The 23,181-nt window shown below is 66.5% G+C and carries 15 protein-coding genes; 1 reads left to right on the forward strand and 14 read right to left on the reverse strand.

Annotated elements, in window-relative coordinates:
• Positions 1 to 4: 4 nt before the first annotated feature.
• The 14 genes from FEJ81_RS01200 to FEJ81_RS01265 all read right to left on the reverse strand — a co-directional run bounded on the left by FEJ81_RS01200 (position 5) and on the right by FEJ81_RS01265 (position 21,900).
• Positions 5 to 2,260, reverse strand: a complete 2,256-nt coding sequence (locus FEJ81_RS01200; protein WP_138243553.1) for a COG1361 family protein — start codon at positions 2,258 to 2,260, stop codon at positions 5 to 7.
• Positions 2,253 to 3,248, reverse strand: a complete 996-nt coding sequence (locus FEJ81_RS01205; RefSeq protein ID WP_229504743.1) for a hypothetical protein — start codon at positions 3,246 to 3,248, stop codon at positions 2,253 to 2,255. Before FEJ81_RS01205 ends, FEJ81_RS01200 begins: the two co-directional genes overlap by 8 nt.
• Positions 3,249 to 3,251: 3 nt before the next feature.
• Entirely contained in the window at positions 3,252 to 6,170 is a 2,919-nt protein-coding gene (locus FEJ81_RS01210) for a hypothetical protein (protein WP_138243554.1), read from the reverse strand.
• A gap of 2 nt (positions 6,171 to 6,172) precedes the next feature.
• On the reverse strand, positions 6,173 to 7,399 hold the full coding sequence (locus tag FEJ81_RS01215; RefSeq protein ID WP_138243555.1) for an FtsZ/tubulin family protein: 1,227 nt from the start codon (positions 7,397 to 7,399) through the stop codon (positions 6,173 to 6,175).
• Between the two features lie 3 nt (positions 7,400 to 7,402).
• Entirely contained in the window at positions 7,403 to 9,493 is a 2,091-nt protein-coding gene (locus tag FEJ81_RS01220; RefSeq protein WP_138243556.1) for a hypothetical protein, read from the reverse strand.
• The gene (locus tag FEJ81_RS01225) at positions 9,490 to 10,509 is read right to left on the reverse strand and encodes a hypothetical protein (protein WP_138243557.1); all 1,020 of its coding nucleotides are present in this window, start codon (positions 10,507 to 10,509) and stop codon (positions 9,490 to 9,492) included. The genes FEJ81_RS01220 and FEJ81_RS01225 overlap by 4 nt, the downstream gene beginning before the upstream one ends.
• Positions 10,506 to 10,769, reverse strand: a complete 264-nt coding sequence (locus FEJ81_RS01230) for a hypothetical protein (RefSeq protein WP_229504744.1) — start codon at positions 10,767 to 10,769, stop codon at positions 10,506 to 10,508. The genes FEJ81_RS01225 and FEJ81_RS01230 overlap by 4 nt, the downstream gene beginning before the upstream one ends.
• Entirely contained in the window at positions 10,766 to 12,151 is a 1,386-nt protein-coding gene (locus FEJ81_RS01235; protein ID WP_138243558.1) for an FtsZ/tubulin family protein, read from the reverse strand. The genes FEJ81_RS01230 and FEJ81_RS01235 overlap by 4 nt, the downstream gene beginning before the upstream one ends.
• 377 nt (positions 12,152 to 12,528) lie before the next feature.
• On the reverse strand, positions 12,529 to 13,806 hold the full coding sequence (locus FEJ81_RS23645; RefSeq protein ID WP_229504745.1) for a hypothetical protein: 1,278 nt from the start codon (positions 13,804 to 13,806) through the stop codon (positions 12,529 to 12,531).
• 944 nt (positions 13,807 to 14,750) lie between these two features.
• A complete protein-coding gene (locus tag FEJ81_RS01245; RefSeq protein ID WP_138243560.1) occupies positions 14,751 to 16,346 on the reverse strand; it encodes an FtsZ/tubulin family protein in 1,596 nt (531 codons plus the stop codon).
• Between the two features lie 241 nt (positions 16,347 to 16,587).
• A complete protein-coding gene (locus FEJ81_RS01250) occupies positions 16,588 to 18,138 on the reverse strand; it encodes a hypothetical protein (protein WP_138243561.1) in 1,551 nt (516 codons plus the stop codon).
• Positions 18,139 to 18,230: 92 nt separating this feature from the next.
• Entirely contained in the window at positions 18,231 to 20,609 is a 2,379-nt protein-coding gene (locus FEJ81_RS01255; protein WP_138243562.1) for a DEAD/DEAH box helicase, read from the reverse strand.
• A 50-nt stretch (positions 20,610 to 20,659) separates the two neighbouring features.
• Positions 20,660 to 21,259 carry a hypothetical protein gene (locus FEJ81_RS01260; RefSeq protein ID WP_138243563.1) on the reverse strand — a complete coding sequence of 200 codons (600 nt, stop codon included), beginning with the start codon at positions 21,257 to 21,259 and terminating at the stop codon, positions 20,660 to 20,662.
• Positions 21,260 to 21,384: 125 nt separating this feature from the next.
• Positions 21,385 to 21,900, reverse strand: coding sequence for a PH domain-containing protein (locus tag FEJ81_RS01265; RefSeq protein WP_138243564.1), 516 nt, complete (start codon positions 21,898 to 21,900; stop codon positions 21,385 to 21,387).
• A 176-nt stretch (positions 21,901 to 22,076) separates the two neighbouring features.
• On the opposite strand from FEJ81_RS01265, the gene lipA reads away from it, so the two are divergent.
• Positions 22,077 to 23,045, forward strand: coding sequence for a lipoyl synthase (gene lipA, locus FEJ81_RS01270; protein WP_138243565.1), 969 nt, complete (start codon positions 22,077 to 22,079; stop codon positions 23,043 to 23,045).
• Positions 23,046 to 23,181 lie beyond the last annotated feature (136 nt).

Raw genomic sequence — 23,181 nt, forward strand, 5'->3', positions numbered from 1 at the left:
GATTTCAGACGAGGAAGTCGCCGCTGACCGACTCGCGCGCGTCCCGCAGATACCAGTACATCCCGCGTGCGGTCCGGAAGACGATCCCGACGACGAGCGCCGCGTACACCGCGACCGCGCCGAACAGCGACCAGCGGGTCACCTGCAGCGCGCTGGCCCGCTGCTCGTACTCCGCGGTCACCGCCTCCGCCCGGCTCGCCTCGCCGGCGTCCTCGAACGTCGCGGTCGCGTTCTCGTAGGCGGCGTTCATTTCGTCGACGCGCTCGTCGTACGCGTCGTACTCGGCCGGGTTCAGGAACAGCGGCTGCCCGGCGATCGTGAGGAACTGCTCCGTCTCCATCGCGGCCCACGTCTCGTCGGCCCGCTGGCGGGCCCGCTCGCCCGCAGACACTGACTCGGTATAGCTCTCGAAGGCCGATTCGGCGTCCGACTCGAGCGTCGCCGCTCGCTCGTCGTCGCCCTGCAACAGCGCGACGCGGGCGAGCTGGCGCTGGACCGTCGCCTCCTCGATCAGCGAGACGTTCTCGGACTCGAGGCGGTCCTCGTAGTAGGCCTCCTGTTCGGCGATCACCGCATCGAGGTCGCTCTCGGCGGCGGCCACCACCGCCGAACTGTCCGCCCGGAAGGCGTCGCCCTCGAGTTCGTTCGCGTAGAGAGTCATCGTATTGTAGGCGGCCGCGGCCTGGACGATCTCCCGCTGGGCGGACTTGTACTCGCCGGCGGCCTGTCGCTCGCGGGCGGTCTCCATCGACTCGAGGTAGAGCGAGGCGGCGCTCCCGTAGGAGAGGACCCGCGTGATGTCGTCGCCCGAAACGTCACCGGATCGCGACCGCTCGTCCATCGTGTCGATCATCGAGACGGTTCGGTCGGCGACGGTCCCGTCGTAGGACGACACCTCGGACCGGATCGGCCCGAGATCGAGCGGGACCGGCGACGCCGTGACCGTCACGGTCTCTTCCTCGACGCCGGCGCCGTCGACGACGTACGTCCACTCGTAGCTGGTCCCAACCTCGGCGTCGGGTTCGAAGGCCATCCCGAAGACGACCGGCCCGGAGTCGCCGGCGGCGAGCCGCGACGGGGACTCCTCGACCGTCAGCCACCTGTCCGGCCCGTCCTCGAGCGAGAGCTCGAAGTTCTCGACGTCGTTGTAGCCGAGCGATTCACCGACGGTCGTCGACCGCCGTTCGGGTTCGCCGATCGGCACGTCGCCGAGGTCGATCCGACTGGGAACGTCGAGTTCCGTTCCGTGCTCGATGTCGACGGTCCCGTCGTAGCTCGCGTCACTGACGCTGAAATCCGCCGCGCTGACCGAGCCCGTCACGTCGTAGGTCCCTTCAGAAAGGCCGGTGTCCGCCGTCACCGCCAGTTCGACCGTCCCGGTAGACTGTCCGTCGATCGTGTCCGGTCGGTCCGCGATCGAGACATCGAGCCCGCGGTTCGACGCGTACGCCGTCACACCGTCGAGATCCAACTCGAGGTCGCCGCTGTTCTCGACGTCGAGATCGACCGTCTTCGTGATCGTCGAGGACGACCCGCGGGGTTCGTCGAACGTCATCTCGTCGTCGAGCGTTACCTCGCCGAACTCGGCGGGGTAGATCACGCGGCTCTCGACCTCGACGGTTCGGGTCGTTCTGGAGTCGCCGTTCGCCTCGAGTTCCACCTCCCACTCGAGGTCCTCGTGCTGGTCGACGCCGCTGTCGGCGTAGACGTTCCAGTTCAGCGTGGTGCCGCTCACGCTGACGCCCAGATCGGCGTCCGGATCGGTACTGACGACGGTCGCGCTGGCGTAACTCAGCCCGCCCTCGCCGGTGAGCTCCTCGATATCGGCCTCACCGGATGTGCTCCCGCCGACGAGTACGTCACCGGTATCGAGCGGTTCGTCCTCGAGGCCGGCGATCGGGAGCCGGTCGACCTGAAAGCTGTCCGAGTCGCCGCCGGCGCTCACGGTGACCGTTCCGCCGCTCGCATCGTCGTCGCCGCTGATCTCGAGGTCGATGGTTCGTGTCGACCCGCCGGGAACGCTTCGCTGCTCCGGATCGACGTCGATGCCCGACGGCGACGAGATGTCGAGTGAGACAGAGTTGTTCCCTCTGTTCTCGACTGTGACCGAGTGCGTCTCCGTCTCGGTCCCCAGATCGACCGGGCCGCTCTCCGCGTCGACGGTGACACTGCTCTGTGCTGTCGCCCCCGGGACGGCCGCCATCGTCAGGCCGATCGCGAGAACGAACGAGACGAACAGCACTCGTTTGCGCTTAGACATCGCTATCACCCACCGCGACGACCGAGCCGACTCTGGACGCCTCGTAGGTCCGCCGCCAGAGGAAGAGCCGCCCGACGATGATCGTTCCCAACAGTCCGACAGCGACCCCGTAGCCGACCAGCACCGCGCTCGAGGCGATCGCGAGCGTCGTTCGGGTTTCGGCCACGTCGTCGGCCATCGCACTCAGTTCCTCCTCGCGGTCGGCGAGTCCGTGGGTCGCCGCACGGTCGCGGGCGTCCCGAATCCGACTATCAGTCGCTCGGGCCTTCTCGTAGGCCGCGAACGTCTCGAGGCCGTTGGCGCTGATGACGGCCTGTACGTCCGCACAGTCTGCGCAGTCTTCGACGAAGGTCGCGGTGGCGTTGCGCGCGGTCGCAATGGTCTCGCGGTCGCGCTCGTACTCCGCGGTCAACTGTTCGGCCTGCACCCGGAACTGGGCCGCCTCGTCGGGCATGTCCGCCCGCTCGTAGGCGGTCGCGGTCATCTCGAGGCGCTCGATCCGGTCGGGCGTTCGGTTCACGGCGTCGGCCTCCTCGTAGAGCCCGTCGCCGAGTCGCTCGTAGAACCGCGTCAGCGCGAGTCCGGCGAGGGTCGCCTGCGTCTGGTCGTACCGCTCGAGGTCATCGATGTGTGCGCTGACGTTCTCGGCGGCGGCGAGACTCGCCTCGTACTCGCCGTCTTCGGCGCGGACGTAGGCGCGGTCGAACGCCCGCAGCGTGCCGGCGACGGCGTCGAACTCCGCGCGCTCGTCGGCCGAGAGGTCGCCGGTTACCTGCGTCTGAGACACGGCAAAGGTTCGGACCGTCTCGAGTTCGTCGTACTCCTGGTAGGCCTCGGTCCCCTCCATCGCGCGGAACGTCTCGAAGTAGTCGTTCGCGCTCTCCTCCTGTGCGGCGGCAGTCCCCCCGAAGAGGGGCACCGTCGCGACCGTCGCGACGACGAGTATCGCCGCGAGTAGCATCGACCGTCGGGTTGATCGTGTGGGCATGGCTTAGAACACCGTCCGTGAGAGCCTATCGCGGAGGGGATCGCGCTCGAACACGGCCTCGACCGCGTCGAGCAACAGCAGGGCGGTGTAGATGGTGACGATCGCCTCGTCACCGCGACCGGCGTCGCTGCCCAGTTCCCAGGCGCGTCGCAGCATCTCCTCGGCGGGCGCGGCTTCCGAGACCGATTCGCGCTCGGTCTCAACCTGGGTCGTGACCTTCTCGTACCGGTCCTTGAGCGTGTTTCGTCGGCTCATCGCGTCGGACTCGAGCCACTCGAGGACCGTCTCGATATCGCAGTCGCCGTCCCAGCCGACGCCGGGATCGGGCATGTCCGCACAGGCGGCGAAGAGGTCGACGTTCCGCTTAGTCGTCATCGCGTCGTTGATCGCGTCGATCGCCGCCTCGGCGGCGGCCAGCAGCGCGTCCGCGACGGCGTCGGGCTCCGCCTCGCTGTGGGCGAAGTGGTGGCCCGCGTCGGGGAGGGACTCGACCGTCTCGAGGATCGCGGTCACGACCGAGCCGTAGTACCGCGGGATGGTCGTGTCCCGCCCGCTGTGGTCGGACAGGGCCCGGACCTCGCGTCGTAGGTGATCGATCCGATCCCGGTGGCTCGCGGACAGCGACCACGTAAAGCGGGCGTCGACCTCGACCTTCGTCGACCGGTCTTCGCGCACTGTCAGGACGGTTTTCCCGCCGTCGAACAGGTGATCGCGTCCCTCCGGCGCGCCGATCGCGGCCCGGTACTGCCCGATCAGGAGCCCGTCGCGGGTGGCGACCCCGTCGCTGTCGGTCGTCATGCTGACGGTCCCGTACCGATCGTCGAGCACCTTCTCCCGCGGGCTGAGTTGAAGCGGCATCGACGGCGTCTGCACACCGTCGATGCGGGAGACCAGCCGCACGCGTCCGGTGTGTGGGGTAAGCGCGAACTGTCTGTTCCCGTCCTGCGGGAAGTTGACCGACTCAGTTCGATCCTCGTACTTCTCGTGGGAAATCTCCACGTCGACGCTCGAGCCGCCATCTCCCGGTTCGATATTGGCGACTCCATTCGAGTTCGTCGATAGCGTGGCCCCGTCGTCGCCGCGCGTAACCGTCGCACTGGGGATCGGCTCGCCGTCAGCTCGGTCGGTGACGACGAGCCCCGTCGACGGAAGCGATAGAGTAAGCGTGGCCTTCGGGTCGTGCTTACTCACCTCGACGAGGTCGGAATAGTGTGAATCGATTTCCGCGACGACCTCCCACGGCCCTTGATCCGGCACTGTGATCCGCCCCTCTCCGTCTGAGATCGTCTTATTTCGCGAGTCCTTCTTGTCGTCGTCTACTCGTTTGTAATGAATCTCCGCTCGCTTGACCAGCGGATACTCTCCGTCGGTAACCGATACGTCGATCGTAAACCCGGTGTCCCGATCGGCACCGGCCGGGACGCCGAGGAGGTAGTAGGTCCCCGGTGCCAGCGCCGCTCCCAACACGACGCCGCCGACAGCCGGACCGTGGATGCCCAGCGCGGGAGATAGCGGGTCATCGGCGAGGCGGACGACGCTCACGATCGCGACCGTCAGCGCCGGTCCGACGGCGATGAGGGCGCTCAGACTGAGACGCTCTTTGTTCCAATCCTCGCGGAACCAGTAGGCACAGTAGCCGACGACGAGTCCCGCCAGCCCCGGCAGCACCAGCGGCCCGCCGAGTTTGCCCGCTTGCCCGGCGCTCGCGGTAATCTTACTCAGTAGCCCGGGATTGGGGTCTTCTTCCGATCCGGCGTCGGGGGCGCTGAGCGACACTCTCGTGAGCCCCGCCTCGGTCGCCAGCAGGAGTTCGTCGTCTGCCGTCACCGTCGTCCCCTCGAGGTCGAGTGCGCCGTTCTCGATCGTCCCGTTCTCGAGCGCGAATCGCTCGAGGGATCCATCGCTCGCGTTGACGACGACGGACGAGACCGCGAGCCCGTCGACGCTCTGCTCGAAGGCGACTGCCGAGCCGTCGTCCGCGACCGTCGCGGAGAGCGAGGCCGGCTCCGCGAGCGAGAGCGATTCGTCCTCGAGGAGCGCGTCGCTCCCGTCCGTCGCCGACAGGGTGACGCGAACGTCGTCCGCACTCGAGAGCGACGGCAGATCGATCTCGCCGGGTCGAACGGGGTCGACGCTGTTGTTCACGTACCGGTTCCCGTCGCCGTCCTCGGCCGCAACGTCGTACTGACTGCCGGTCTCGACCAGCGGGTGCCAGAGCACGAGGTCGTCGTCGATATCGCGCAGTTCCGGCTCGAGGGGTCGCTCCGTCGGGTCCCAGTCGCCGACGGACGCCTCGAGGGCGACCTCGTCGCCGGGCGCGACCGCGCCGACGAGCCACGAGTGGTCGATCGCGAGCTGGGTGCCGTTCGCCCGAATCTCGGCCTCGGTCTCGTCGCCGCCGGCGGAGACCGTGACCGTGTCGCTTTCCGTGATCCCGACCGTGTTGCGCTGCTCGAGCGGGAGCACGACCTGTGGCTCGTCGCCGCCGTCGATCCGAACCGGGACCCCGTCGCCCGCGAACGCGATCGTGCGCAGGTCGAGGGTCTCGTTCGCCGTCTGATCGCCGGCTGTGACCGTCACGGTCGCCTCGCGCAGCGACTCGTGGCCGATGCTGTCGGCCAGTTTGGCGATCGCCACCTCAGCCGAGCCGTCGCTGCTATTTTCGGTCGTCGAGGCGCTCTCGTTGGCCGCGGTGACCTCGAGGGTCACCTCCTCGGGCCGGTCGTCGCCGAATTCCGAGAGGGAGACCTCGACGAAGTCGCCGGTCCGCTCGATACCGATCTCCCCGTTGCCGTCTTGGGCCGTCGCTGCCGCCGTCGCCGGTGCGACGGTCGCACCGGCGAGCGCGAGCGCGAGGACGACGGCGACGAGCGCGCGAGTCGCGGTCGAACGGTCGTCTGGATCGCGTGTCAGTGCCGTCATGCTCACTCCGCGTTCCGTTCGACGTACGACTCGAGGTTGTCGACGATCCGGTCGAGTTGGGCGGTCGTCAGGTCCGAGCCCCCGCCGCGGGACTGGCCGGCGAGGCTGTCGCCGAGCATCTCGAAGTCGTCCCACGAGTGATCGAGCAGCGGGTTCAGATCGAAGCCGCCGAGCAACAGGAGCACGTCAACGTCGCTGCCGCGCCCGCGTTTCGGCGTGAGACTCGCCTGTCCGGCGACGTTGATGTCGTTCTTGCCGGTCCACTCGCGGAACGCCTCGTAGACGTCCGGCTCGGTGATCTCCCCGTCGTCGATCATCTGCTCGGGCGCGCGAACGATGGCGTAGGCGGCCGTCGTCGTCTCCACGTCCATCGGCACGAACGCCCCCTCGGCCGCCTGATCGAGCATGTACTCGAGTTCGTAGACGGAGCCGTTGAGGTCCGTCGCGACGGCGGGCGTGAAGTGGTAGGCGTCCATCTGGGACGGGATCGTCACGTAGTCCTTGATATCGATGACGCTGTGGGTCTCCCGGCCGGCCCCGATCATCAGGTCGACCGCGGTGATGATCGCGTCGTTGATCGAGTCGTACTGATCGCCGGCGCCGGTCTCGTCGTCGTCGAGGTGGGAGTTCGACGCGAGCAACACCATGTCGGCGTTCTGCTCGTCGTCGTCGGTCCGGAGCAGCCGCGAGAGCCCGCAGATCGCGTTGAAGTGTCGCTGGGGCTGCTCGTAGTAGTAGGGCCAGACGCCCACGGCGGCGTGGATCACGCTGTCCATCCACTCCTCGGAGGCGTTGTCGTCGTTCAGGTCGCGCAACCCGTCTTTGAACTGGTCGACGACGTAGGGGATCGAGCCGTTGCCGGTCCCCCCGCCGAGCGTCGCGACGTGCATGAACGCGTCCGTCGTCCCGAACTCCGTGATCCGGTTGACGATCCGATCGAGGTCCTCCCGCGCGCAGGCCTCCCCGTTCGGGAAGAAGTTCCCCGCCCCCTGCTGGGAGCCGAACTCGAGGGCGTGGGATTCGATCACGTCCTCCTCTTCGCTGGCCCCCAGTTTCGACCGGAGTCGGTCGATCGTGTTCCGCAGGTCCGCTCTGTTCGTGTTCATCACCAGAATCCGGTCGTCGATGCCCGGGTTCTCGGTGCGGTCGAAAAACTGCGATGCGATGCGGCCGCCACCCTCTCCCGAGGCGATGACGCTCCATCTCGTAAACGTGTCTGTCTGTCCCATGAATTACTTCAACTCGATCGCGTCGCCGCTGGTCGTCACGCTGTGCTCCTCGCTCAGGTCCGCGATAACGTCTCGAATGACCGACCGCGGGACCGGTGCCGTCAGGAAGTTCCGCTCGAGGTCGTCGAAGGAGAGCCGCTCGCCCGGCTCGAGGTTGTATCTGACCACGTTGGTCAGTTCGCGCTCGAGTCGATCGCGCTCGAAGACGACGATCTCGCCGTCGCCCGTCTCCGTCGCGTCGTAGCCGTCCGTCTCGGCCCACACGGCGAGCAGGCAGGGTGCGTGTGCGGACCGCACCGGCAGCTCCATCGCCGTCGACACGTGTCCCTCGTCCTCGAACAGTTCCTCGAGGCGCGGGCGGAGCTCCGACAGGTGCTCGCTCATGTCCGCGTCGGTGTCCGTACAGACCCGTTCGCGGAGGCTCTGTTCGGTGAACTCGAGATCGATCGCGGTCTCGCCGTCGACCCGGACCTCCCGCTCGATCGGCGCGAACGCGTCGTCGCCGGGCTCGGCCTCGAGCGCGTAGCTGCCGGCCGGCACGTCCGCGAACGTCGTCGTTCCGGCGACTCGCGTCTCGACGGTCGCGGTCTCGTCGTACCCCGATCCCGACAGCGACAGCGTCGCCGTCCGCTTCGAACCGCCTCGCTCGTAGGCGATGTCGACGGCGAGATCGTGGGTTTCGACGTCACCTGGCCGGAGCACCGGAACGTCGGGATCGAGCTCGACCGCCTCGTTGCGCCGGTAGTAGAGCCCGAGGAACTCGTCGGCGTTTCGCACCGGCAGGTCGTCGTCGGTGACCTCGCCCGACGCCTCGAGTTCGGCCTCGATGGTCTCGGCGACGTCGTCGTAGGCCCCCACGACGGCGGCCTTGGTGCTTGCAGTACCGACGGCGTCGGCGAGCGACTCGGCGACCTCCCGCCACCGCTCGGTGAACCGCTCGAAGTCGTCGATCCCCTCGAGTTCGTCGACGAACGTCTCGCCGGCGATCGCCGGCTCCGCGTAGTAGCCGGGCGGCAGGTCCGCGTCTCGGAGCGGCTCGACTTCGCCGGCGAGGGTGCGCTCGAGCGCCGCGACCACGTCGACGCAGGTCCGGCGGAGGTCGGCACGACGCCGGCTGACCTCCGACAGGTCGAGCGCCGAGTCCATGCCGGTGACGGCCGACTCGACTTCATCGATCGCGTCGATGTACTCGGCGTCGACGTGTGCGGCCACGCCGGCGTCCTCGACGGCGTCGACGAGCGTCAGCACGGCGTCCCGTTCCGCGTTGAACGAGCCGGAGAACTGATCTCGAAGCCGGTCTCGCGCCTCGAGCACCGACTCGACGGCCCCGCCGAACTCGGTGCGGTCGAGGGCGTCTTCGGCCGCCTCGAGGTCCCGCTCGATCGCGTCGCTGTCGGCCGGTCGCTGGTCGCCCCGCCCCATCTCGCGGACGGTTTCGATCGCCGTCTCGATCGTCTCCGTCGCGGTCGCTCTGGCGGCGTCGACCGAATCCCGACAGGCCGGGACGGCCGCGTCCGGTTCTGGCTTGTCGATCGCCGCGTCGCGGCCCACGAGGTCGACCTCCTCGAGCCGGTCGAGGGCCCCGTCGATCCGCGACAGTTCGGCGGTCGCGAACGATCGGAACTCCGTCTCGACCTCCTCCTCGACGCGATCGATCTCGGCCGCGATTCCCTCGAAGGACTGCACGTCGGCGTTCTTGACGGATTTCGTGAGGTCGAACGCGCCCGACTCGAGGTCGAACGCGACGCCCTCCGCCCGGAGATCGCCGGCGATCGACTCGAACTGTGCGTCCGCGGTGAACTCCCACCCGGGGTACGCGGTGTGGAGGTCGTTTCGCTCCCGGACCGTTTCCTGGAAGTCCTGTGCGACGGCCCGCGCCCGCTTTTCGACGTACTGCTGTTCGCTCGTGCCGCTGCGGGAGACGACGCCGCGGACGTACAGCGCGATCCCGCCGACGACGATCAGCGGGATGCCGCCGATGACGAACCAGACCGCGATTTTGGAACCGTTCAAGACGAAGACGCCGGCACCGATCGCGGCCGCCAGCACGACCAGCCCGCCGATTCCGAGCGCGCTCTTCGCGTTCGATTTCATCGGATCACCTCCAGTAGCTCGGCCCCGCCGAGGGTGACGAGCAACGCACCGCCGGCGACGGCCAGGACGAGCCCCACCAGAATCGGCACCAGCGCCGTCTTCCGGTCGTAGGACACGTTCCGGCTCAGCTTCATCGTCTCCTCGACGCGCCGCGCCGCGATCAGCGGGACCGCCGCCCCCGCGGCCACGCCGATGACGAGCCCGGCCGCGAGCGATCCCAGCGTCGCCATCCGGACCGTCGATTGAGCCTCGGCGCGCTCCGTTTCGACGGCAGTTTGGTATCGCTCGAGCGCCGTGTTCGTCTCGTTGCGTTGTTCGCTCGCGTCCGCCTGTACCGCCGCGAGCGCGCCGATCGCGCCGCTTTCGTTCCCGGCTTCGGCCTCCGCGAGCAGGTAGTTGCTCAGCGCGTCCGCCCGCTCGTTCATGGTCTCGTACGTCTCATCGAGTTCATCTAGATCCTCCTCGGCGGCCGCGAAATCCGCGTCGCCCTCCTCGAGTGCCGCGGTCGTCTCGTTCAGCGCCGCCGTCGCGTTCGCGAGCGAGCGCCGCGCCTCGAGGTACTCCTCGACGCGCTCGTCCTCGAGGTCGGCGAGGGCCGCCTCGCCGGTCGGTTCGCCCGGAACGGTCACGACCAGCCCGGATTCGACGTCGTTGAGGGTGACGTACTCGTCGAATTCGACCCTCATTCCGGCATCGCCGGTGATCGCGACGGTGTAGACGCCCTCGTTCGTCGAACTCGGTTCGTTTCGGATTTCGAAGCCGTCGGCACCGTCGTCGGTCAGCCAGTCGCCCTTGTATTTCGAGCCGTCGGTACAGTAGGCGACGTCGAACGTCGAGCCCTCGTACAGCCGCTCGTCGCCGTCGACCCACTCGCCGTCGACGTTGCCGACGACAGTCGAATCGGTACCGGGGCAGTCGACGTCAGTCACTGTCGCACCGGCTGTTCCCGTTCCGACGGCGAGTATCGCGCACACAACGACCGCGAAAAGCAGGAATCGTCGCATTCGAATCGTCATTGCAGTCGCCCTCCGATTTCCCGATTCTTGTACCAGTACGTGATCCCGCTCGCGACCGCGGCCCCGAGCCCGAGCCCGAGTAGCGCACCGCCGGCCGCAAGCGGTAGCGTTTGCTCCGCGAGCGCCGTCGCGGTGTCTGCTCCAGTCGTCTCCTCGGCGGCCGTTCCCACGACGGAGTCGTCGGCTGCGACCGTCGCCGTGAGTCCGCCGAGGACGACGACGAGGACGAGCACGCACAGCGTGTACCGCCGTCGCGTCATGCGAGCAACTCCTCCGTTTCCGCTTCGTAGGCCTCGGCGGCCGCCTCGATATCCGCGATCCGGTCGAGGTCCTCGCGGCGGTAGGTCAGCAGCGTCGTCACCGACGCGAGGTTCCGGTCGCTCATCGCGACGCCGAGGTTGACCTCGCTCAGGTTACTGGTCCCCTCGAGGTATCGCTTGACGGTCCCGATCTCGACGCTGTGGCCGCCGGACCCGAGGTTCGACTTCGGCGCCCTGATCAGCGAAATCGCCTTCTGTGCGTCCTCGACGTCGGCCTTCGCGAGCGTCTGCTTCGCCGCCGACAGCCGCGAGAGCGCCGCGCTGTCGATATTGCGCTTTCCGACGAACGGCAGCAGATAGCCCGACAGCGACCGCGTCATCGTCACCGAGCGACCGATCGCGGCGTAGCCCGGCTCCGACTCCTCGCCGGCGACGCCGAACGACAGCGACGTGACGATGTCCCGAACGTCGATGTCCGGCGTGTCGATGCCGTCGACCGCGCTCGGGTCGATCCCGCTCAACACCGGTCCGGCGACGAGATCGTAGATCGATGCGGCGACATACTCGTTGTACTCGCCGAACTCGCCGCCCGCCGAGTCGAGATACGAGATGCGCTGGTTGTCGACCAGCACGATCCCGTCGACTTCCTCCTCGAGGCGATCCAGACCGTACCGGGCGTTCCACGCCTGCCGGCCGGCGCTAACGTCGTCTTCGTCGTCTCCATCGTCGGCGGAACCGCCGACCGTGTCCGCATTCTGCGTGTTCGGCAGCACCGCCACCGCGACCACCTTGGTCCGCCCGTCGGTAAACGCCTTGATCTCGCGGGCGAGGTGCGGGCCGATCCCGCAGCCGGTTCCGCCCCCGAGTCCGAGGAACAGGAACGCAAACTGGACGCCCGAGCCCGTCGGCTCGATCGCCGGTTCGGGATCGGTCTCGGCCGATGCGTCATCCTCGAGCGAGTCACCGTCGACCGGGTCGCCGTCCTCGTCTTCGGGCGCGTCGTCGAACGCCGCGCCGGCGTCGTTCGCGAACGAGGGATCGAACTTCTCGCCCAGGATCGTCTGGACCTGCGGCGCGTGCTCGGCCATCACCTCGTCGGCATCGACCGGATTCCGACCGAACCCGCCGGTCACCATCTCCTCGAACCCGGGCTCGGTCCCCTGGACGAGCCCGTGTTGCTCTGCGACTCCGTACTGATCTTCGGGCGGCACGTTCGAGAGGTTCTGGAGGTCCCGCATCGTCGAATTGAACACCAGCGGCCGACCGAGCGTCGAAATGTCGGCCGAATCGAACAACCCCAGCAGCGAATCGTCGGTGTAATCGAATATCGAATCGACGATCGCACCCCCCGCTTGTCCGGCCCCAACGAACAGGTACGTCATCTAGCTATCGAAAACCGTCTCGTTCAGCTCCAAATGTAGTTAACGGATCGTACATGTCTTGTCAGTCAGACCACTCGAGCATCATACAATAAAGCTAATGGCCACGTGTAGGACCGGGTTTCCGAGTGAGATGGCCGATAGTAACGATTTTTGACTGGCAACAGGATCGCGAGATATTTCACACTATTTTGATGGAATATATCGACAATGTATGTCGGTTATAAGATAATTGGGCCCGAATTCGATTCGGCTCAGTGACTGGCGGTCGCGACCCCGCCGGCGACGGACGATCGCCGTCTCGTCCGGAGTCGGCCGAAAACTCGATCTGCATTCACCGATCCGCTTCGGACGCCAACCAGCGCGATCCGCGATTCGACCTACCCCCGGAGCCGGCGGAGCATGACGCTGTACTCGTTTCGCTCGTAGAGCGCCTCGACGTGTCCGAGCACCTCGTCGGCCGCCGCACAGAGGCCGACCGCCCGCATCGGACTCTCGCCGTCGACGCGCTGGGCCTCGGCTCGGAGGTCGTCGGCCAGCGAGAGGAAGTGACGCGGAATGGTGTGGTTGTGATCGGCCCGTACGTCGATGTACTCGCGCTCGATCTCGTCGATCCGCTTCTCGAGATCCTCGATCAACCGCCCGGTATCTGCCCCGGTGTCTCCCCCGAGCGACCGCGACAGCCGCGGCAGCAGCGTCCGATCGTAGAACGTACACTCCTGATAGATCGCGTACAGCTGCACGTCGGTCACCCCGTCCCGCTCGAGCATCGCCTCGAGTTCCCGGACCCGGTCGGCGAGATGCCGGTAGACGTCGCCGTCCGCCCGCTGAAGTTCGTCATCGAGAGCGTCGAGCCGCCGTCGAACGTCGCGCTCGCCGATGTCCGCGATCGACGCTTGCAGGTCCGCGTACCCGTCGAGCGAGTCGACCGTCGACCGCAGGACCGGCGCGGTGTCGTCCGACGCCGGCTCGCCCAGCGTCTCGAGCAACTCCCGGGACTGTGGCGACTGCGGTCTGATCGAGCGCTCGAGATCGGCGGCAATCGATTCGACCGACATCTCGGTCGGTCCCGTCGCGTTCGGGTCCTCGAGCGCGATGGCCCCGCTCTCGAGGGCGTCCGCAAGTTCCGCGGTTCGGTCGGCGATATCGTCCGCCCGGAACGCGAGCGCGTCGCTTCGGTCGGCTTCGCGACAGACGGTCTCGGCCGCGGTCCGTATCCGCTCGTACTCTCTTCTGGACCGTTCCAGGTCGGCTTCGGTTTCCGAAAGTTCGGCCTCGGTCGCCGAGAGTTCGGCTTCGACCGACGCCGTTTCGCTGCCTTCGAGGACGCGATCGAACACCGGCTCGAGACCGGCGGCGATCGGCCCCTCACGCACGGACAGCGTTCGTTTCGCCGACTGGAGCTGTGCGTCGACCGTCGGGTCGTCGATGCTTTCGACGGCGTCGGCGATAGCCCCTGCGTGCTCGAGTCGGTCGACCGCATCCTCGAGAGCGTCCTCGAGTTGCTCCTCGTCCGGGTCGGGGTCCGAGAGAACCCGACACAGATCGTCGGCGATCGGATCGGTCGGTCGCGTCCGCGAGGTGACGGCATCGGCGACCGTCGTCACCGGATGGTCCGCCGTCTCTGTCGGCTCGTCGCGGTCGTCTCGAGGGGCCACCGGCTCGTCGTCGCGCGGCTGTTCGGTGACCGGTGACGGTTCCGTCCCCTGTTCTCGTGATGGGTCTTCCTGGGCCGCTGGTGATCGAGAGTGACTTCGATTCGTCTGCGGTCCGGCGTTTCGTTCTCGATTCGAACTGGGGTTTTTGAGTCGCCGAATGCGTTGCCGGATCTCGGAGACGAGTTCGTCGACAGTGTCGCTCGTATTCGAGTGTATCGTGGTCGAGTTCCCGCCCGATGTCTGAATCTCGAGTTCGGTGTGGCCCTTGGTTTGCTTCGACTGAACACCGGTCAGTTGATCATAGTAGATCTCTTTGTCGGAACCGCCGTCTGTCCCCGATCGGGACTCCATATCGTATTGCGCTTTTCCATGCAGACTGATCGACGTATCAGTCAGGACGATAGAGGTGTTATAATACGTATCAGACGGTTTTACCAACATCGGTGAACTGCCTGAACCGGACAACAGATTATAGATCTCGCCGCTATCGACTGCGATACCTTGCTTTGCCTTCCGTTCCGATTCGCTGACGAAGCCCTCGATAAACGGCTGGTAATTATTGTTGACTTCCCTGACGCCCCAGTACCAAATGCCGACTCCCCCAATCAAACCGAGACCGGCGAACAGTACCACGCTGTCTCCCATTACTCCGATGACAGTAAACGCGATTGTCACACCAATGGTCACGAGCCACGGTGACCACCCTATCTTCCATCGGAGTCCGTTAACCTCCCCTGCCATTATATAGCGAACGAATGTACTCAAGTCCTGATTAAGCTTCTGCCCTGATATATCAGTTCAAGATTGATTTCTATCGAAGAAAGTCGTTTCTGAAAACGTGGCGGACGGAGAGTGCTATGAACCGAGTCCGAACGGTCCATATCGGTCCCGTGTGGCGGCTGCGGTCGAATCTCTGGCTGGGGGTATTGATCTCTGTCGCTGCCTCAAGCCATGTTCTCCCGTCCGAGCGAGGAAAACAATGCCTCGACCGCGTCCCACTCCTCGCGGACGTTCTCGGCCTGTTCGCTATTGCCCTCCTGTTTCAGCCGCTGGGCCTGATCGTACATGTCCGAAAGCGACGGCATCTCCGGGTTCCACAGCGTCCCCCAGAGGTAGACGTCGTCGAGGTCGGGCGTGACGAGCTGTTTGACGTGGACGTCGACGGTTTCGATCCCCGAGACGTCGCCCGCGTCGAGGAACTCCTCGCCGGAGATGATCTCGGTCAGCGTGCCGTCGGCGACGAACTCCGAGACGTCGTCCATCTTCTCCGGAGGGCCGTACGCCAGGAACGTCCCACCCCACGCGGTCGTCGGATCGAACTCGGCCAGCTTGTTCTGGAACAGCGCGTTCCGGACGAGGATCTCGAGTTTCGATCGATCGATGGCGTTCGCCCGCGACCGCCCGAGCACCGGCGCGAGGATCACGGCCGGCGTGAACGACACGTCGGGGTTCAGCTGGTACTTGTCTTCGACCGGCCGGAAGCTGTCGGCCGGATCGAACACGTCGCCCATGATCGACATCGTCGCGTCCCGATCGAGGAACTGCGGCACCGACGACATGGTAAACGCCTCGAGAAACGCCACGAGCGGCCGGTTGATCTCCGTGTACTGCGGCGGGTTGTACTCCTCGAGGCGGTCGATCCGCGGGCGGATGTCCGCCTGGACGTTCTCGAGGCGGTTGTTGTCGAAGGGGATGATCGCGTCGACCGCTCGCGAGGTGCGCGCGAGTCCGACGACCCCGTTTACCTTCGCGCGGCCGCCGTACTCCGAGTACTCGGTCCCCTCCGACGGGATAACGACGCTGCTGAACAGCGGCTTCGGGACGATCGTCTCGTCCGCGAGGACCTCCGTTCTGAGCTTCTCGGCGAGCACCGGCGTCGCGCCGCAGCCGGTGCCTTTCGTCACGCTGTGGACGAACATCACCGCTTGGGAATCTTTGATGTGATCGGTCCGCATGTCCCACCGCTCCCGGAACGGGTCGGCGTCCCCCTCAAAATCGGCCTCCATGAGCTGTCTGCCGATGTCCCATCGGTAGCCGGCCCCCGCGTAATCGTGTCGACCCGAGCCGATGATACAGTTCGGCAGCAGATCGTTGCGGCTGTAGTCGTTTTCCTCCTGTGCGTAGTAGGTCTGCTCGAGTTCGCTGACGTTCGTGTTCAGCGCCCCGTAGCCGGCGAGGCCGCCCTCCCAGATCCGCGCGCGGCGCTCGTTGTTCTCCGACAGCGTCTCGCGGCGCAACAGGACCGCGTCGAGGAGGTTGTTCCCCGCGCCGCCGACGCCGATGAGGAACCACTTCTTGCCGTACGAGCTATCGAGCAACTCCTCGCTCGGCGTCTCGGGCGGCGTCCCCGGTTCGGGTCCGGGCCCGGGGTCGGTTGACTCCGACTCGGACTCCGCGGCGAAGACCTCCTCGCGCAACTCCGGATACACCTGTTCGACGGAGGCCGGTTCGTCGCCGTGTGCGGCTCGGATGTGTTCGACGAGGGTCGCCCGCTCCCACTCACCCTCCCGCGCCATACAGATTTTACAGAGATTCGTCATTCTCGATACTACCCTACCCGTACGTCGGAACTATCTAAAGGATTACGTGTGATCCGTCGGTGTTCGCGCATCGTACTCCTCCGTACACAGTGTTCGCGATTTACTGGGCTGTTATGTAGTAAAATTATTGATATTTGTCCGATAACGAAACCATTCGCTCGCTCACCGCCGTCGGCGCGCGGGTAACGCCGTCTCTCGCAGCGGTCGTCTTCCGCCGCCGACGCGTTTCGCAGTGATCGACTCAGCCACCGTGGCGTTCCGCGAAGCGCTCCCGCAGCGTCTCGAGCCCGCCGATCGGCGTCGTTCGATCGGTGAACTCGATCTCGAGAAAGCCCGGTGGGGCCCCCTCTTGCAGGTCGACCGCGGCGACGATGTCCGTCTGTCGCCGGCAGAACGCGGCCAGTTCCTCGAGGACGGCCGGTTGTGCGACGCCCGTCGGGAGTCCGTCGGTTTGACACTGGACGGTGTCGCCGCCGGTCTCGCCGTCGAGTTCCCGGAGGACGAACAGGATCTCGTCGGCGACCGAGTCGGCCGTGACGCGGTTTCTGCTCCCCGCCGAGGCCGTCGACCCACCGGTCGGCGTCCGTTCGCGCGCCGACGACCCGTCGCCGCCTCTCGCCGTCTCGCTCGTGACTCCCGTCGTGTCGCCCTCGCCGCCGAGCGCGTTCCGTTCGGAAATGACGATCGCATTCCCCTCGACCGACGCGTCCACGTCGTACTGCCGTTCGATGATCGGCGCGAGATCGGTCACCAGCGTCGTCGAGATGTCGGTCGGCAACTCGACCGTGCCGCTCCCGTGCTCAATCGTGCCGACCAGGCCGCCGAGGAGATCGACGGTGACGAGCAACTCGTCGGCGGCCTCGCGGGCGTCTCGGAGTTCCCGCTGTGCGTCGTCGAACGAGCACCGGTGCAGCGACCGGGTCGCGTCCGATACGTCGCGTTCGATTTCGGCGACTCCCTCTACCTCGTCGTGTCGCCCCGCCAGTACGAAGTCGTCGACACGATCGGCCAGCGATCCCTCGAGTCGGTCGACCAGTTCGCGGACATCCCCCAGCGTCGCCTCGATTTCGTCCTGCAGGTTGACGATCTCCCCCTCGCGGCGACGGACGTATCGGTGGACCTCTTCGCGGTGTTCGTCGACCGCCGCGGCGGCCGCGGCCGCCTCTCGGAGCGTCCCGTTCTCGAGCCGGTCGCGGACGGCCGCTTCTGCCGATTCGACGTGGACCGTCTCCCCCGACGGCGGCACCGCGAGTTCGCGGTACCGGCTCGGCAGATTCACGATCTCGTAGCGCTCGCCGTCCGGCGCGGTGAGTCCCACGTCGAGTCGGCCGTCGGCAAGGGCGTCCTCGAGCCCGCGACGGAGGTCCCGCTCGGCGCGATCGAGCGCCGCCCGATCCGGATCGCGATCGTCGGCCGCGACCTCGCGAACGCGGTCGACCGCGTCGGGAACGATCGGCTCGAGTCGCTCGAGGGTCGACTCCCCGATCCGATCCGCAACCGTCTCGCGGCTGCGCTCGGTCTCGACGTCGCTCCCGGCCGGTTCGTCGCTCGAGCGATCGTCGGGACTGCCAGACCCGTCGGTCGCCGTCCCGGACCGAATCCGGACGACGACCGCGGCACCGACGACCGCGAGCACCGCCGCGACGAGTGCGAGCGCGGTCGGATCGTCCGCCAGCGACAGCACCGCGCCGGATCGCCCCGTCCACTCCGTCGCGCCGATCCACGTTTCGATGGCCCCACCCCCCGACCGCACCGCGGCCGCCGCCTCTCCCACCCGAAACTCGGTCTGCATGTCGGGAGTGTCGAGGGTAGAACCGCAAAGAAGTATCGGCTATCGAACGACTATCGAACAGTTACAGCCATCGTCGGATCGTCCTTCAGGGATTACCGAACGCGAACGGTCCGCGTGTCCGTAATCGGGACCAGCGGCTCCTCGGGGAAGGCGACGCTGACGGTAAACTCAAGTTCGTCTGCGTCGGCACCGAAGACGCCGATCGGGAGGGTTTCTTCGTCGCGCAGATAGGTGTTCGTGCTCGTCATCTCTACGCTATTGACGGTCACGCGGATGCCCGCTCGAGCGGGTTCGCCGACGTTTCGGACCGTGACCTCGCAGACTTCGTTCTCGCCCGTCGCGACGGTCTCGGGGAACTGGCCCCACTCGATATCGATCGCGGGCAGGGACTGTGCGCCCTCGTAGACGCCGTCGGCGACGCCCTCCGAGAGGCCGGCGTCGACGAGGCCCTCGACGCCCGCGTCGACCACGTCGCCGGGCGTCGAGAGCCCCTCTTTCGCGAGTTTGCTCGCCCGACCCGAGCCGACGCCGTCGATGGCGGTCAGCCCGACCGCGTCCTCGGCGACGCCGTTCTCGATGCGGGCCTCGACCCGCCGCGCGAGGTTCGCGGCGTGGGGGCCGACGAACCGATCGAGGAAGGCTCCGAGCGCCGAGAGGAGCCGCGTGGCGTTCTGGCGGATGACCCACGCGTCGCTGCGGAGTTCGGAGGGGGTCGTCCCGCTGGCCGCGCTGCGGAGGATCGCCAGCACCTTCCGCTCGCCAGCCTCGAGGTCGTCGGTATCCTCGCCGACCAGGACCGCGCTGATCGCGTCGCGTTCGTCCTGTCGCGACGAGACGGAGTCGAACTCCGCGGCGGTCGCGACCGCCTCGAGGATGGCGCCGGTCGTCAGTTCGTCGCCATTGGCGCTTCCGCCGTCTTCGCCGCCAACGCGGTCACACAGGGCCGCGAATCGGGCCGCGGTGTCGAGCCTGAGATAGTACTTCGAAGTGAGGACGCCACGCGGCGTCGCCTCGATCGAGAGGTCCTCGCCAGTCTCGACGAAGCCGCGGTCGACCAGCCCCTCGAGACAGTCCCGGACCCGCTGGCGGAGGTTCGGAAAGTCGTAGTCGTCGGGTTTGGACTGGCCGCGGACGTAGTAGAAGGTCGTCTCGAGCCAGTCCATCACGTCCTCGAGATCGGTGATCGTCCCCATCGCGATCTCGGCGTTGAGGTGGGTTTCGAGGCTCTCGGCCAGTCGGGACTCGATCTCCTTGCCGTCCCGGAGCAGCCGGCGGTACTTGTCGGCTTCCGCCGAGTTGGAGATGACCCAGCCGTAGCCGACGTCGTCGTAGCCCGGGCGGCCGGCGCGGCCGAGCATCTGGAGCACGTCGAGGGGACTCATATCGACTTCGCCCTCGAGGGGGTCGTGGTGTTTCGTATCCCGAATCACGACACAGCGGGCGGGCAGGTTGACGCCCCACGCCAGCGTCGAGGTCGAGAAGAGGAGTTCGATATGGCCCTCCTTGAACCACTCCTCGACGAGGTCGCGGTCGTTCTTCGAGAGCCCGGCGTGGTGGAATGCGACGCCGTCGAGCACCGATTTCCGGAGCGTGCCGTCCTCGATCTTGTCTTTCGACTCGGTGTGGAAGTCGTAGTCGCCGCGGGCGCCGATGGGAATGTCACGTTCCGCGATCTCGTCGCGGGCCTTCTTGGCCGCCTGAACGGTGTCCTGTCGGGAGGAGACGAAGACGAGCGACTGGCCGTCCTCGCGGAGGTGGGGCTCGGCCAGGTCCAGCGCCCGGTAGAGCCGCCGGTACTTGTCCGCAAAGGAGTTGTCGCCGTGCGTATAGGTCTTGACGCCCGCGTTGAGTTCCACGGGTCGGTACTCCTCGCCGAACTCGAAGGTCGTCTCCTCGGGGGCGTCGAGCCACGCCGCCACGTCCTCGATGTTCGGCATCGTCGCCGAGAGCGCGACGACCCGGGGGTCACAGAGCCGGCGCAGGCGAGAGATCGTCACCTCGAGCACCGAGCCCCGGCGGTCGGCGTCGAGCAGGTGGACCTCGTCGATGACACAGACGTCGATGTCGGTGACGAAGTCGTACCGTCGCGAATCGTGTTTACGGGTCGCCGAGTCGAGTTTCTCGGGGGTCATCACGAGGATGTCCGCCCGGCGCGCCCGGCGCGGGTTCAGATCGCGCTCGCCGGTGACGACGTAGACCGAGTAATCCAACGCCTCGAACCGGTCCCAGTCGTCTTCCTTCTCGTTCGTCAGCGCTCGCATCGGGGCGATAAAGAGCGCGGTGCCCCCTTCGGCGAGCGACTTACAGATCGCGAGTTCCGCGAGTGCCGTCTTCCCCGAGGCGGTGGGCGCGCTCGCGACCACGTTGTCCTCGGACTCGAGTAATGCGGGCAGTGCCTCGCGTTGCATCCGGTTGAACTCCTCGAAGGCAAAAGCGTCCGCGAATTCGGGGAGAACCTCGGCGACCTCCATCACACGGAAACGGGGGGTGCCGGGTCAAAGGCGTTTCCTTCGAGTCGCCGCTACTGTGCGTTGATGGCGGTGGCGGTCGCAGCCCCCACAGTGGCGAACACCAGCGGATAGAGAATCCCGCCAAGTACGATCGCGGGCAGGAGCGTCGGCCCGATCGAACTGGTCGTCTCGATTCCCCAAACGGACGCTTCGGTGTTGGCTTCTGCGACGACCGCGCCGAGACCGAGCACCACGGCGTACCCGATCGTTACCGGAGCACCAGCCATGACGGCATCGCCGAGATCAGTAGTCTCCCATCGCACGGCCAGAAACGCACCGACTGCGAACAGCACTAGGGGCGGGAGCACGTACAACACGTCGGCGCTTGCGCTGTTCGACTCAGCGATGAGATTGAGGATACCAGTTCCGCCGAACGAAGCGGCCTGTCTGGTAGCCTCGATATCGACCATGTGGGCTTCGTAGAAGTACCACGCGACGCCCTTCCAACTGGCGACTTCGCCGTCGAGGTTCTGTCGAACTTCGGCACCGATCAGCAAATATGTGAGGAGGTACCCGGTTGCGGCGGCAAAGACGCCGAGTCCCGCATTCGCCGCGACGCTCGAGCCGCGCGATACCGTGCTCTCTTCGGACGTTGCCAGCTGTGAAGACATTGTGTCACTGGTAGAATTCGGGTAATATAATGAGCTTTGTGTTTTCCCCGTTCCTCGGGCCTCGGTGCCACCTCCTCGGGACAGTCTTGCGTTCGGTGGCGACCACCCTCCGTCGGACCCGCCGTTCAGACGGCCGATTCGTCGGCCGCGACGTGCTCGAGCCGGTCGCTGAGCCGGCTGCTGGCCCGTTCGGGTTGGGGGACGCGTTCGAAGACCAGTTCCGGCTCGCCGGAGCCGGCGGTGTAGACGGTCAGGTCGCCGTAGCCCAGCAGGCGACCGATTCCGGACTGGCGCAGGCTGGTGTTCTGGACCCGATCGAGGCGGAACTGGGTCACGTCTCTCGAGATCACGCCCCGTTTCTTGTAGAGTTCCGTGGAGGTGATGACGTAGCGCGTGTTCGTCCAGATGAGATACCGGGCGAGCGCGATAATCACCCCGGTCACCGTGACGAGGACGCCGAGTATCGTCAGGAGCCCGACGCCGTCGGTCCCGCTCCAGCCGGCGACCAGAATGCCCGCGAGCGCGAGCCCGATTCCGACCGGGAGCTCGGTCCCCATCGCGAACGGATGCGGACGGCTCTCCCAGACGATGCTCTCGTCGTCGCTGATATGAAACCAGTCGGGCGTCGAGCCGAAGGCCATCGGCCGCGCCTATTCCGTACCCGTCCGTAAAGCTATCGGGGGAACGGACCGGTTACCCGCGACGTGGCCGATTTTCAGGCGGTTTGCTGCTCCATACCGACGTGTCACGACGGGGTCGGCTCGAAACGAGTCGCGGGACCACCACGGTTTTTGACCGCGCGGGCCGATGAAGGGATATGAGCCGCGCGCGCAAGCCCGACTGGCTGAAGAGTCGCCCGCCGTCGGGACGGGAGTTCGCCGGCATCCGGGAGACGCTACGGAAACACGACCTGCACACCGTCTGCGAGGAGGCCAACTGTCCGAATCTGGGCGAGTGCTGGTCGGGTAGAGGCGGGTCCGACGGCGATGGGTCGGGCGGCGGAACGGCCACCTTCATGCTGATGGGTGATCGCTGCTCTCGAGGCTGTAACTTCTGTGACGTTCGGACCGGCGGGATGGAGGCCCTCGACCCCGACGAGCCCGAAAACGTCGCCGAGGCGATCGCCGAAATCGGGCTGGACTACGTCGTCCTCACCAGCGTCGACCGGGACGACCTCCCCGATCAGGGCGCGGGCCACTTCGCCGAGACGATCCGCGAGATCAAGGCCCGACACCCCGGCATCCTCGTCGAGGTGCTGATTCCCGATTTCCAGGGCGAGGAGCGACTCGTCCGGAAGATCATCGACGCCGAACCCGACGTGATCGCCCACAACGTCGAGACCGTCGAGCGATTGCAGTATCCCGTTCGTGACCGTCGTGCCGGCTACGAGCAGAGCCTGTCGGTCCTCGAGCAGGTCGATCGGGAAAGCGACATTTACACCAAAACCTCCGTCATGCTCGGCCACGGCGAGTACGACCACGAGGTCTACCAGACGCTCGCGGACCTGCGCGAACGCGGCGTCGATATCGTCACACTGGGGCAGTATCTGCAGCCCTCGCGGGACCACCTCGAGGTCCGGCGCTACGACCACCCCGATAAGTACGAGACGTGGCGACGCGTCGCTGAAGCGGAGTTAGGCTTCCTCTATTGTGCCAGCGGGCCGATGGTGCGATCGTCGTATAAGGCCGGCGAACTGTTCGTCGACGCCGTCCTGCGGGAGGGCAAGAGCGTCGCGGAAGCGAGAGCCGACGCGCGCCGGACACGGCCACAGCAGACCGAGTCCTAAGAGCGCTCGCGACCGCGGCCGCCCGCCGGTGCGATGCTTCGTTCCGACCACAAGCCGCGGGGAGTCCGCCTCGTTCGGTCGCCCGCGCCGACGGTCGTCCACGCTCGAGAGTCACCTTCCACAACCGGAAGAAATC

Origin of the sequence: Natrinema versiforme, assembly GCF_005576615.1 — an archaeon.
In the GTDB taxonomy this organism is placed as follows: domain Archaea; phylum Halobacteriota; class Halobacteria; order Halobacteriales; family Natrialbaceae; genus Natrinema; species Natrinema versiforme_A.